Genomic DNA, 12,080 nt, shown 5'->3' on the forward strand with positions numbered 1-12,080 from the left:
ACCGGCGCGCGATCGCCGGCGCGGAGGAAGCCATGCAGCAGCGGAGTGCAGATACGATCGATCCTGCCGGCCTCGTCGCCGATCTCAACAGTCTGCTGCGGCTGAAGACGAACGCGATCGGCATGAAGTTGTTCGCGAGCGTCGCAGAGATGGAGGCGATCCCGAAGATCCGTCGCCCGAACGCAATCCACACCACCGACCAGATCGTCAGCATGGCCGCGCGCCTGGGCTGGACCGTCGGCATCACCGCCGACGATCTCGTTGGAGCGCAATGCCGCGCGGTGATCGGGCTCAACCCCCAGGACGACAAATGGCTCGCCGGCGAAAACTATGTCGGCGTCTGGCATGGTACCGCAGAGGATGCGCGCAAGCGCCAGGAGGCGCTGGACGTGGTTCCGTTCGGACAGTATCAGGCGCTCGCCGTCAGTCCGCTGGCGAGCGGCCGGCTCGATCCGCCCGACATCTGCCTCGTCTATGCGACGCCGGGGCAAATGATCATCCTGATCAATGGGCTGCAATATACCGGCTACAAGAAATTCGAATGGGGCGTGGTCGGCGAGACCGCGTGCGCGGATTCCTGGGGGCGGGCGCTCAAGACCGGGGAGCCCAGCCTGTCCTTGCCATGCTATGCCGAACGGCGCTATGGCGGCGTGCCGGACGAGGAGATGCTGATGGCGTTGAAGCCCTCGCATCTCGCCAAGGCGATCGAAGGCATGAAGGCGCTGGCGAAGAACGGCCTGCGCTACCCGATCCCGCCCTATGGCATTCAAAGCGACGTCCGTGCCGGCATGGGCGTGAGTTACGCGAAGAAGTAAAGGCCGATCATGAGCTCTGCGAAATTCGACATCGTCGTCTACGGCGCGACCGGTTTCACCGGCCAGCTCGTCGCCGAATATCTGGCGGCGCATTACAAGGACGACAAGGCGCTGAAATGGGCGATGGCGGGACGCAGCCTCGACAAGCTGAAATCGGTGCGCGATGCGATTCGCGCGCCCGCCGACACGCCGCTGATCGTGGCGGATGCGTCGGATGCGGCGTCGCTGAAGGCGATGGTGGCGCAGACGAAGTCGGTGATCACGACGGTCGGTCCGTACCAATTCTACGGCGAGGACCTGCTCGCGGCCTGCGTCGCTGCGGGTGCAGACTATTTCGATCTCTGCGGCGAGCCGGTGTGGATGCGGCAGATGATCGACAAGTACGAGGCGGCGGCCAAGGCGAGCGGGGCGCGCATCGTGTTTTCCTGCGGGTATGATTCCGTGCCGTTCGAGCTTGGCACCTTCTTCGTGCAGGAAGAGGCGAGGCGCGTGTTCGGCGCGCCGGCCGCACGCGTGAAAGGCCGCGTGCGCGACATGCGCGGCACGCTGTCCGGCGGCACCGCGGCGAGCGCGAAAGCGACCTTCGACGCCGTCGCCAAGGACCTCAGCCTCGTCGCCATCCTCAACGATCACTTCGCGCTGACGCCGGGCTTCACCGGTCCGAAGCAGCCGAAGGGCAACAGGGCGGTCTTCGAGGAGGACCTGCAATCCTGGGCCGCGCCGTTCATGATGGCGCTGATCAACACCCGCAACGTCCATCGCTCCAACATGCTGATGGGCTTTCCCTACGGGAAGGAGTTCGTCTACGACGAGATGGTTTTGACCGGCCCCGGCGAGAAGGGCGAGGCCAACGCCAAGCGCGTGATGGCGGCCAATGCCGAGAAGACCGGCCCGAACGCGCCGAAGCCGGGCGAGGGGCCCTCGAAGGAAGAGCGCGAGAAGGGCCTGTTCAATCTGCTCTATGTCGCGATCGCGCCTGATGGCCGCATGGTCCGCGCCGGCGTCACCGGCGACCGCGATCCCGGCTACGGCTCGACCTCCAAGATGATCTCCGAATGCGCGATCTGCCTGCTGCGCGATGCGACGGACGTTCCAGCCGGCTTCTGGACCCCGGGTGCAGCCATGCAGCACAAGCTGATCAAGCGGCTGCAGGACAATGCGGGGCTGACGTTCAGGGTGGAAGGCTAACTGTCGTCCGGCTTGCAAGCTGCCGTAGGGTGGGCAAAGCGAAGCGTGCCCACCACTTCATCGCGGTTGCGGAGAGATGGTGGGCACGGCGCGTTGCGCCTTTGCCCACCCTACGGCAGTGTTCGTGCCGCTACACCGCCCGCGCGTCATACGCGTACATGAACTCCATGCCCTTGGCCCCGAGCGGCAGCAGCCATTTCAGCATCCGGTTGCGCATCCAGGCGCCGGTGGCGCTGAACTCGCGCTTGCTGTTGCCGTTGCGGCGCGCCATCGCGACGATCTTCTCGGTGCGCGGGCGGCGCTCGGCCTCGAAGGCCTGGAAGGTGGCGCCGAGCTCCTGCCGCTCCTGCATCAGGCGCGCGAGCCGCATCGCGTCCTCCAGCGCCAGCGAGGCGCCCTGGCCGGCGTGAGGGCTGGTTGCGTGCGCGGCATCGCCGATCAACAGCGAGCGCTTGCGCGACCAGGTCGGCAGGGTCGCGACGTCGAGCGTGTCGGTGACGACGATGTTCTCGGCCGCTTCGATGATGGCAGGGATCGGATCGTGCCAGCCGCGGTGGAAGCCGCGCAGATGCTGCTTCAGAGTGGCGTGATCGAGCGCGCGGAACATCGCCGCGTCCATGTCGTGCGCGGGCTGCGTGCTCCACCACATCACGCCGTCGTTCGGATCGGGGCTGCAATGGCCGTAGCCGAAGAAGCCGCTTTGTCCGAACGTGGTCTCGACGTGCCGTCCGATCGGCCTTCCGTCGAGCACGGCGTGCGGCACGAAGCCGCCGAAGCCGATCAGGCCGGTGTCGAACGGCTGCGGTCCGTCCGGCACGACCTGGCGGCGCACGACCGAGTGCACGCCGTCGGCGCCGATCAGGAAATCGCCTTCGGCCGTGGTGCCGTCGGCGAAGTAGGCGATGATCGGCTGGTCGCCGCGATCCTCGACCTTGATCAGCCGCTTCTCGAAATAGAGCGAGACGCTGGCGCACCAGGCCTTGTCGATCAGGATCTCGTTCAGCGTGGCGCGGGAGATGTTGACCGCGGGCTGGCCGAAGCGCCGCGCCAAATCGCGGTTGATCGAGCCGAGCTTCTCGCCGCCTTGCGAATAGAAGTCGAAGGCTTCCGCGACCGAGCCACGGCTGATGAGCTCGTTGGCGAGCCCGATCTCGTCCATGACATGCATGCCGTTCGGCGCGATCTGCAGGCCGCCGCCGATACCTTTCGAATAAGGCCACGCCTCGTAGATCGCGGACTCGATGCCGGCGCGGCGCAGCAGGATGGCGGCGACGGGCCCGGCGATGCCGGCACCGATGATCAGGGCCTTGCGGGGGCGGCTGGACATGGCTTGCTCCCAACGTTTCCGTGGTGCTAGGAGAAATTACGGTCGCTAAATCTCTTAGCGACTAAGATATATATCGAGTAAGAGAAGAGGCCGGTCTTGTCAAGGACGAAGGCGCGCGCGGCGCTGTTGCAGGAGCTCGAGGAGGCGATGCGCAGGTCGTCGGCGCAGGGCGTGCTCTACGGCCAGACCGTTGCGAACGTTGCCGGAATTGCCAACTCCGACCTGGAATGCATGGACATCCTGTATCTCGAAGGCCGCGTCCCTGCGGGCCGGCTCGCCGAGGTCACGGGGCTCACGACCGGCGCCATCACCGGCGTGATCGACCGGCTCGAAAAGGCCGGCCTCGTGCGCCGCGAGCGGGACGAGGCCGATCGCCGCAAGGTCTTCATTGCCGTCGTGCCTGAGACGGCCATGAAGATCGGCCAGCTCTACGTGCCGATGCAGCAGGCGATGGAAAAGGTGTTTGGCGCCTATTCGGACGAGGAGCTGCGCCTGCTGCTGCGCTTCGCCAATGAGGGCTACAAGGGCGTGCTCGCGGCAACGGAAGCGCTGAAGAGCCTGCTCGATACGCCGCCGGAGAAGCGTCCCGATCTCAAGCTGAAGAAGCTTCGTCCGAACCCCTGATCTTGTAGATCTGCGCCGCCGCGATCATGCCCCACATCGTGCCCAGCATCATCCAGAAGTGCCGCCAGTGGTCGGTATCGATCACGAAGCTTTCGCCGACGGTGCCGAGGAAGGCGGAAAACACCGCGAGATAGGCGCGCTGCCACGGCACAGGGATGAAGATGTGGCGGAAGCCCATGATGACGGTGGTGAAGACCAGCGCGGGATAGCACACGCCGGAGAGCCAGCCGCCGGACATGAAGGCGTTGAGGTAGGAGTTGTGGGTGTCCTCGGGGAAGTAGCGGTGGAATTGCAGGGGGCCGATGCCGAATGGCAGGTCCAGCGCCATCTCTGCGCCGAGGATGTGGCGGCCGAACCGGCCGAAGCGGCCCTCGTCATAGCTCTGGTCGAAGCTCGCGCGCTGCTTGAACATCTCGGCGGTGGAATCGAACGACAGCAGCACCGCGATCAGCGCCAGCCCCAGCACCGCGGCGACGATCGCCATGATGATGATGCGCGAGCGCTGCGCGTTGGTGCGGCTGGTCAGCACCATCAGCGCCAGCATGAAGGCGGAGGTCAGCACCAGCCCGCCCCAGGCGGCACGGGAGAAGGCAAGCAGGATCGCCAGCGACATGATGCCGAAGGCGATGACGTTGCGAAAGGCCTTGGCCAATTTGTCGGAGACCACGCTCTGGAGCGCAAACAGCGCCGGCAGGATCAGGAAGGCGCCGAGCACGTTCGGGTCCTTGAACGTGCCGCGCGCGCGGCCGTAGAGCGTCAGGAGGTCGTTGCCGCCGGGAACCAGGTGGAAGTAGCCGGCGACCGCCAGCAGCGAGGCAACTATCGCGCCGACCACGAGGCCGCGGCGCAGCATGTCAAGTCGGGCCGCCGTGTCCTCCGAGGTGACCATGGCGAAGAACACCACGGTCACCGCCATGTACCAGGAGGTCGCGATCCAGCTCACCACCTCGGGCTGCTCGAGCAGCGGGATCGCGCTGATGGTGTAGCCGACATTGAGCAGGATCAGCATCAACACCAGCGGCATCAGCACGAGCCGCAGGCGCAGGCCGGTGGCGAAGAAGGCGACGGTCGCGAGCAGCGTCGCGATCTCGTAGGGGCTCGGCTCGATGAAGACGATGGCGCCGCAGGCACCGACCAGCCACACCAGCGCGCGCTGCAGCGCCAGCACGCCGGGGGCAGCCGGTGCGGCAACGTTCACTCCACCGGCTGTCGCCGCATACGCCATCACACGCTCACGCTACTCGCACGCCACACAACGCTGTCATCGCCCGGCTTGACCGGGCGATCCAGTACTCCGCGGCGCCCATTGCGCAGAACAGCTGCCGCTGCGGCGTACTGGATGCCCCGGTCAAGCCGGGGCATGACGGAGAAACTCAATTCAATACGCGTTCTCGTTCTTGGTCAGCAGCGAGATCGGCGTCTTCAGGAGAATGTAGAGGTCGAACAGCACCGACCAGTTCTCGATGTAATAGAGGTCGAACTCGACGCGCTTCTGGATCTTCTCTTCGTTGTCGATCTCGCCGCGCCAGCCGTTGATCTGGGCCCAGCCGGTGATGCCGGGCTTGACGCGGTGGCGGGCGAAATAGCCGTCGACGGCTTCGTCGAACAGGCGGCTCTGGAGCTTGCCCTGCACCGCATGCGGACGCGGGCCGACCAGCGAGAGGTTGCCGGAAAACACCACGTTGAAGAGCTGCGGCAGCTCGTCCAGGCTGGTCTTGCGGATGAAGCGGCCGACACGGGTGACGCGCGGATCGTTCTTGGTCACGACCTTCGAAGCGGTCGGGTCGGCCTGATGGTGGTACATCGAGCGGAACTTGTAGACGTCGATGCGCTCGTTGTTGAAGCCGAAACGCTTCTGGCAGAACAGCACCGGACCCGGGCTGTCGAGCTTCACCGCCAGCGCTACGAGGCCCATCACCGGCAGGGCGGCGAGCAGCGCGAGGCTGCCGACGACGCGGTCGAACAGCCATTTCATCACCAGGTCCCAGTCGGTGATCGGCGCCTCGAACACGTCGAGCGTCGGCACCTCGCCGAGATAGGAATAGGAGCGGGGACGGAAGCGCAGCTTGTTGGTGTGCGCGGACAGGCGAATGTCGACCGGCAGCACCCAGAGCTTCTTCAGCATCTCCAGGATGCGCGTCTCCGCCGAGATCGGCAGCGCGAACAGCACGAGATCGACGCGGGTGCGGCGGGCGAACTCGACGATATCGTCGACCTTGCCGAGCTTGCGCGCGCCGGCGCAGGTGTCGAGCGCGCGGCTGTCGTTGCGGTCGTCGAACACGCCGAGCACGTGGATGTCGGAATCTTCCTGCGCCTTCAGCGCCTCGACCAGCTGCTCGCCGTTGCTGTCGGAGCCGACGATGATGGTGCGGCGGTCGAGCCGGCCCTGGCGCGCCCAGCCGCGCACCAGCGAGCGCAGCACCAGTCGCTCGGCCATCAGCGCGGCGAGCCCGAGGAAGTAGAAGGCGGCCAGCCACAGCCGCGAGATTTCGCTGCCGTATTTGGCGAAAAAGGAGATGCCGATGAAGAGCAGGAAGACGAACGACCAGGACGAGATCATCCGCGTCATCTGCCGCAGCTGGCCGCGGAACAACTGCACCTGGTAGATGTCGGCGGCCTGGAAGCAGACCACGGCGGCCACCGCGACGGCGACGACCTCGGCCGGATAAACCCAGCTGAAGGCGCCGGACAGCGGCATGACATAGCCGACATAGAGTGCAATGCCGACGAGGCTCAGCAGCGCGAAATCGGCCAGGCGCACGAAACCGGCGATCACGATCGGCGAATAGGCGCGGGCGACCTTCTGGTTGACGACTTCGAGCGCCGCAGGCGAGAGCCGGCGACGGCGCTCCACAAAGGGCTGGTCAGCCGGCTTTGCCGCAGCGCTGGTCGCGGCATCGAGCATCGAGCGTGCGTTGAGCGGTTCCACGGGCGTCCACGTCCATTCCAAAACCCGCGGCACGGCCTTGCGCGCCCCGGGCAAGCATCCCCTGGCGCTTCGATTATCGAACAAATCGGAAGATTTTCTAAAGCGGCCGTAAGGGTGGTTAATGATTGGCAAATGCGTCGCGATAGCCGGCAAGCACGCCCTCGACCATCGCGGCTTGCGAGAACTGCGCCGAGATGCGCTCGCGCAAGGACACCGCGCGCTGCGCGGTGGTTTGCGGATCGTCCAGTGCGGCGGCGATCGCCTCCGCCATCGCCTCTGAATCGCTCGGCGCGAACAGAGCTGGGCTCTCGGCGCCCAAGATCTCGGGGATGCCGCCGATCTTGGATGCGATCATTGGAATACCCGCGGCGCCGGCCTCGATCACGACGTAGGGCATGGAATCGCCGCGAGAGGGGACGACCAGCAGCCGCCCCTTGGAGAAGCCGTAGCGCGCCTTGACGTGACCGATGAAGCGGATGGCGCTGGCGAGGCCGAGCCTTTCGACCTGCGCCTTCAGCGCGGCCGTCTCCTCGCCGTCACCGCCGAGCGTGAGCGTGACCTTCTTGCCGCCTTCATGCAGGCGCGCCACGGCGTCGACCAGCAGGTCGGCGCCCTTGATGTGCCTGAACTCGCCGACATAGCAGAGGTCGGTCGCATCGTCGGCCGTTACGACGGGCTCGAACTCCTCCGGAGTGACGCCATTGAAGACACAATGCACCACGCCCTTGGGCGTGCCGACGATGCGCTGATAGGTGTCGCGGGCAAACGCGCTCTCGAACAGGAACAGATCGGTCGCGCCCATCAGCGCGCGTTCGAGCCGCGCGTAGAACTCGCCCTTGAAGGTGTTGAGGGGATAATGCAGCGAGCCGCCATGCGGGGTATAGATGCGGATCGTGTCGTCCGAGCGCCGGCGCATGCGGATGAAGGCGCCGGCCTTGGCGCCGTGGCCGTGCATGACATCAGGCTTGAGCGTCGCGATCAGGCGCCGCATCCGCAGCCATACCATGACATCATCGGGTGACGGCTCGCGGCGGATCGCCATGCGGTGCACGCCGAGCTTCAGGCGCGGTGCGAGCTCGGCAAGGGCCTTGTCGGCACGTTCGCCGCCGGTGAGGCTGTCGGCGAGGATGCCGACATGATGGCCGCGATCGACCTGGCCGTTGGCGACGTCGAGGATGTGGCGGAAGATGCCGCCGACCGGAGCACGCACGGCGTGCAGGATGCGAAGCGGCCGGTCGGGAGAGGGGGGCATGATCCAAAACCAGCTCGACGGCGACTGCCGAACAATTCTCACGAAATAATCGAGAGGGATTAAGGGGCCTCGTGGTTAACAAACGGTGACGCGCACGCGCGCGATGTCGCGATTAACCCAGCGGCAACCTTAATGGAGTGTAATCGCCCCGGTTGAGGTAGAGTCGCAGCGTTGCCCTGCGGGAGTGTTCGATGCGTTTAGCGTTCTGGCGTGCCGGCAAGAACAAGGCGGTGATCGAAAGGGCTGTCTCGAAGTCCAAAGGCGAAGCTGCGCCCAAGGTCGAAGCCAAAGTTGAAGCCAAGGTCGAAGCAAAGCCTGCGCCCGTTGTCGCGAAGCAGGCAGCAGTCGAATCCGGCGACATCGACCTGCACGCGCTCGGCGCGGTATTGGCGCGCAAGCGCAGCTGGATCATCGTGCCGACGGTGCTGGCGCTCGTTGCGTCCCTCGCTGTCGTCAATCTCGTCACGCCGCGCTACAAGTCCGAAGCCCGCATCCTGATCGACGGCCGCGAGAACGTGTTCCTGCGCCCGAGCAGCGACCGTACCGAGGAGCGGCAGGCACTCGACGCCGAGGCCGTCACCAGCCAGGTGCAGCTGGTGCTGTCGCGCGATCTCGCGCGCGAGATCATCAAGAAGAACAAGCTTGCGGAACGCCCTGAATTCGACCCGGTGCTGCAAGGCATCTCGCCGCTGAAGTCTCTTGCCGCGCTGATCGGCATCGGCCGCGATCCGTTCGCGATGACGCCGGAAGAGCGCGTGCTCGATGCCTATTACGAACGCCTCCAGGCCTACGCGGTCGACAAGTCGCGCGTGATCGTGGTCGAATTCCAGTCCGCCGATCCCGAGCTTGCCGCCCGCGTCGCCAATTCGATCGCCGACGGCTATCTCGTGCTCCAGCAGGCCGCCCGCCAGGAGCAGGCCAAGAACGCCAGTCAATGGCTGGCCGGCGAGATCGAGAATTTGCGCAAGAAGGTGTCCGAGGCCGAGGCCAGGGTGGAGGACTTCCGGTCCAAGTCGAGCCTGTTCGTCGGCACCAACAACACCACGCTGTCGAACCAGCAGATGGGCGAGGTCAACACCCAGCTCAACAATGCTCGCTCGATGAAGGCGGACGCGGAATCCAAGGCACGGCTGATCAAGGAAATGCTCCAGAGCGGCAAGCCGATCGAGGCGTCCGAGGTCGTGAACTCCGAATTGATGCGCCGGTTGTCGGAGCAAAGGGTGACGCTGCGCGCGCAGCTGGCCGAACAGTCATCCACGCTGCTCGGCAATCATCCGCGGATCAAGGAGCTGAAGGCCCAGCTTGGCGACCTCGACAATCAAATCCGCGACGAAGCGGCCAAGATCTCGCGCTCGCTTGAAAGCGACGCAAGGATCGCCAGCGGCCGGGTCGATGGCCTGACCGTGAGCCTCGAGCAGCTCAAGAAGCAGGCGGCCTCGACCAACGGTCAGGACGTCCAGCTCCGCGCGCTGGAGCGCGAGGCCAAGGCGCAGCGCGATCTGCTCGAGACTTATCTGGCCAAGTACCGCGAGGCCAACACCCGCGAAACCATCGACACCGCCCCGACCGACGGCCGCATCATCTCGCGCGCCATCGTCTCGAACACGCCGGCCTATCCGAAGAAGCTGCCGATCGTGCTGATCGCGACGATCGCGACGCTGCTGCTGTCGTCCGGCGTCGTCGTCACCGGTGAGCTGCTGCGTCAGACCGCGCCGCGCGCAGCAGCCGTGTTCACTCCGGCGCCGGCGCACGCCCAGGCGGCGGTTCGGCAGGAACCGTTCGTCCCGCCGCTCGTTCCGCCGGTGGTCGAGCCGGTCGTCGAACCGGTGATGGGTGAGCCGGCGCCGCTTCAGCCGGCGATGACGGCCGATGCCGGTGTGACGGAGTTTGCCGAGATCGAGCAGCTCGCCGAAGGCCTGCGTGCCGCGGGCGCGGCGGCCAGGAAGGTCACGGTGCTCGGCACCGCGTCCGGCGAAGCCATCACGCTGTCGACGTTGACGCTGGCCCGGCACCTTTCGCGCGATGCCCGCGTCGTCGTGGTCGATCTCGCCGCGTCCTCACCGACCATTGCCGCGGTGTCCGTCGATGCGTCGGCTCCGGGCCTTGCCGAGCTGATGCAGGGCGAGGCCTCGTTCGCGCAAATCATCACCCGCGACAAGCTCTCGCGGCTGCATCTGGTCATGGCCGGTCGTCCCGGCTTCGACCGCAGCCTGCTGCAATCGCCGCGCGTGGCGCTCGCGATCGACGCGCTGCTGCGCGCCTACGATCACGTGCTGATCGACGCCGGTAGCGCCTCCGACCTTCCGGCCGAATTGCTGACGGCGCATGCCCGCGCCGTCGTGGTGCCCGATGCGTCGATGGCACCGGATGCGCGCACGCAGATGTGCGAGCAGCTGAGAGCGGTCGGCTTCAGCGAGGTGACCATGCTGAGCAAGCCGGTGCAGCCGTCGGATGCAATGGAGACGCCGCGCGTCGTGGCGGCGTAGGCTTCTTTCTTACTCCTCTCGCCTTGTGGGAGAGGGTGGCTCGTCGCAAAGCGGCGAGACGGGGTCTCTCTCCACGAGTCCGGAATCGTAGGGTGGGCAAAGGCGCGTTTGTGCCGTGCCCACCATCTGTCCAATACAGCAACAGAAGACGTGGGCACGCTTCGCTTTGCCCACCCTACGACATCGGCGTGTGCGGAGAGGTTTTACCCGAACGCCTGCCGCAGCCGTCGGGCCATGTCGAACAGCATCTGGTTCTGCTTCACCAGCCGCTTGCCGCGGCTGAGCGAGGACATCGCCATCGCCGCGAGTTTTCCGCGCGAGGTCAGGGGGACGAAGCTGTCGAAGATGTCTTCGTCGTCCCTGCAGAACATCCGCTTGTACTCGTCCGCACCGATGCCGAGGTCGAGCGAGCGGTAGCCGCGTTCGCCGTAGCGATCGATGATGTAGCGCATCAGGATCAGGCCGGGGCTGTAGCGGGCGTGCTCGGACATCGTGTAGGTGTTGAACATCATCGAGAAGCGCTGGCCATCGGCGACGCCGGCGAAGATCGCGATCACCTCGTCGTCGCATTCGAGGGCGTGGATGTCGATGACGCGCCCTTCACCGCGCGGCGCAAGGCAGGCGCTGCGGACGAACTGCTCGACGCCTGGCTCGGCGAAGACGTTCGGGAGCTTTTGCTCTGCCATCCGCACCGGCTTGACGCGGAAGAACCAGTCGAGCAGGCGGGTGATGTCTGGGTCTGACGTGGCGAGGTGATAGCGATAGCCGGCGAGGGACTGAAGCTTCTTTTCCTTGCTCTTGAGGCGGCGGCGGAGCGAATTGCTGATCCGCGATGCCGGCGGCCCGCCCGGCTCCATCGTCAGCAGCGGGCAGCCGTTGATCGCGCTCTGCCGCGGCAGAGCTGCAAACGGGTTCTGCTGGTCGTGCCAGCGCAGCGGCTGCTGCGTCAGCGCGAGCACGTCGACATGCGCGCGCAGCGGCGCAAGCAGCGCGTCGAGATGAGCGATTGAAGCCTGCGCCGCGAACTCGGCATTCCACAGGCCCATATTGAAGGTCGTGTGCTTGCCGCCCATGAAGCAGGCCGTGCGCACGCCGTGGCTTTGGCGTAGCGAGAGCGGCAGCAGCAGGAGCGGCCGGCGCTCGGTGTCGCGGGCGATCACGATGAACGGCCGGGCGCCTTCATGGGCGCCGACCAGTCGCTGCCAGGGGCTGAGCAGGTCGAAGCGCTGGTAGGGCGTGAAGAGATGGCCGTTTTCCTCGAAGGCACGCCAGACCGCCTCGGCCTCGGCGAGATCGGTGACGATATCGACCAGCGCGATACGGATCGCTTTCGACCGCGCTGGCGCTTCTGCCGTCCGGCTTTGCATCGCCGCAGCCATGGTCATTCGCGAAACCTGTCGAGAAAACGAAAAATGCGTAATTCGGCCTGTGGCCGACCTTTGCAAACAAAGGTCAACAA

Annotated in this window: 9 protein-coding genes; 4 read left to right on the top strand and 5 right to left on the bottom strand. The window is 65.8% G+C overall.

The annotated features are described in order from the left end of the window. Positions 1-32: 32 nt before the first annotated feature. Both JQ566_RS19895 and JQ566_RS19900 read left to right on the top strand, forming a co-directional pair. Complete coding sequence (locus JQ566_RS19895; RefSeq protein WP_212374726.1) at positions 33-815, top strand: DUF169 domain-containing protein; 783 nt, start codon at positions 33-35, stop codon at positions 813-815. Between the two features lie 9 nt (positions 816-824). After that, positions 825-2,003, top strand: coding sequence for a saccharopine dehydrogenase family protein (locus JQ566_RS19900; protein ID WP_212374729.1), 1,179 nt, complete (start codon positions 825-827; stop codon positions 2,001-2,003). A 130-nt stretch (positions 2,004-2,133) separates the two neighbouring features. On the opposite strand, the gene JQ566_RS19905 is transcribed toward JQ566_RS19900, so the two are convergent. Next, on the bottom strand, positions 2,134-3,330 hold the full coding sequence (locus tag JQ566_RS19905) for an FAD-dependent monooxygenase (RefSeq protein WP_212374733.1): 1,197 nt from the start codon (positions 3,328-3,330) through the stop codon (positions 2,134-2,136). 147 nt (positions 3,331-3,477) lie between these two features. Between JQ566_RS19905 and JQ566_RS19910 the strand changes: the two genes are divergently transcribed. Further along, positions 3,478-3,954, top strand: a complete 477-nt coding sequence (locus tag JQ566_RS19910; RefSeq protein WP_212375054.1) for a MarR family winged helix-turn-helix transcriptional regulator — start codon at positions 3,478-3,480, stop codon at positions 3,952-3,954. On the opposite strand, the gene JQ566_RS19915 is transcribed toward JQ566_RS19910, so the two are convergent. From JQ566_RS19915 to JQ566_RS19925, 3 genes are all read right to left on the bottom strand, one after another. Then, complete coding sequence (locus tag JQ566_RS19915; RefSeq protein WP_212374735.1) at positions 3,923-5,179, bottom strand: O-antigen ligase family protein; 1,257 nt, start codon at positions 5,177-5,179, stop codon at positions 3,923-3,925. The genes JQ566_RS19910 and JQ566_RS19915 overlap by 32 nt on opposite strands. 153 nt (positions 5,180-5,332) lie before the next feature. After that, positions 5,333-6,883, bottom strand: a complete 1,551-nt coding sequence (locus JQ566_RS19920) for an undecaprenyl-phosphate glucose phosphotransferase (protein ID WP_212374737.1) — start codon at positions 6,881-6,883, stop codon at positions 5,333-5,335. A gap of 118 nt (positions 6,884-7,001) precedes the next feature. Beyond that, positions 7,002-8,135 carry a glycosyltransferase family 4 protein gene (locus tag JQ566_RS19925; RefSeq protein ID WP_212374739.1) on the bottom strand — a complete coding sequence of 378 codons (1,134 nt, stop codon included), beginning with the start codon at positions 8,133-8,135 and terminating at the stop codon, positions 7,002-7,004. Positions 8,136-8,326: 191 nt separating this feature from the next. Between JQ566_RS19925 and JQ566_RS19930 the strand changes: the two genes are divergently transcribed. After that, a complete protein-coding gene (locus JQ566_RS19930; protein WP_212374741.1) occupies positions 8,327-10,621 on the top strand; it encodes a GumC family protein in 2,295 nt (764 codons plus the stop codon). A 203-nt stretch (positions 10,622-10,824) separates the two neighbouring features. Here JQ566_RS19930 and JQ566_RS19935 read toward each other — a convergent pair whose 3' ends face one another. Further along, on the bottom strand, positions 10,825-12,006 hold the full coding sequence (locus JQ566_RS19935) for a GNAT family N-acetyltransferase (protein WP_212374743.1): 1,182 nt from the start codon (positions 12,004-12,006) through the stop codon (positions 10,825-10,827). Between the last annotated feature and the right edge of the window lie 74 nt (positions 12,007-12,080).

It is taken from the genome of Bradyrhizobium sp. SZCCT0231 (genome assembly GCF_018130245.1).
GTDB classification, from domain to species: Bacteria; Pseudomonadota; Alphaproteobacteria; order Rhizobiales; family Xanthobacteraceae; genus Bradyrhizobium; species Bradyrhizobium japonicum_F.

Bases quoted from the DNA above. Each gene is read 5' to 3' on its own strand.
- JQ566_RS19895 (WP_212374726.1), top strand. From the start codon at position 33: ATGCAGCAGCGGAGTGCAGATACGATCGATCCTGCCGGCCTCGTCGCC.
- JQ566_RS19900 (WP_212374729.1), top strand. From the start codon at position 825: ATGAGCTCTGCGAAATTCGACATCGTCGTCTACGGCGCGACCGGTTTC.
- JQ566_RS19905 (WP_212374733.1), bottom strand. From the start codon at position 3,330: ATGTCCAGCCGCCCCCGCAAGGCCCTGATCATCGGTGCCGGCATCGCC.
- JQ566_RS19910 (WP_212375054.1), top strand. From the start codon at position 3,478: ATGCGCAGGTCGTCGGCGCAGGGCGTGCTCTACGGCCAGACCGTTGCG.
- JQ566_RS19915 (WP_212374735.1), bottom strand. From the start codon at position 5,179: ATGGCGTATGCGGCGACAGCCGGTGGAGTGAACGTTGCCGCACCGGCT.
- JQ566_RS19925 (WP_212374739.1), bottom strand. From the start codon at position 8,135: ATGCCCCCCTCTCCCGACCGGCCGCTTCGCATCCTGCACGCCGTGCGT.
- JQ566_RS19930 (WP_212374741.1), top strand. From the start codon at position 8,327: ATGCGTTTAGCGTTCTGGCGTGCCGGCAAGAACAAGGCGGTGATCGAA.
- JQ566_RS19935 (WP_212374743.1), bottom strand. From the start codon at position 12,006: ATGACCATGGCTGCGGCGATGCAAAGCCGGACGGCAGAAGCGCCAGCG.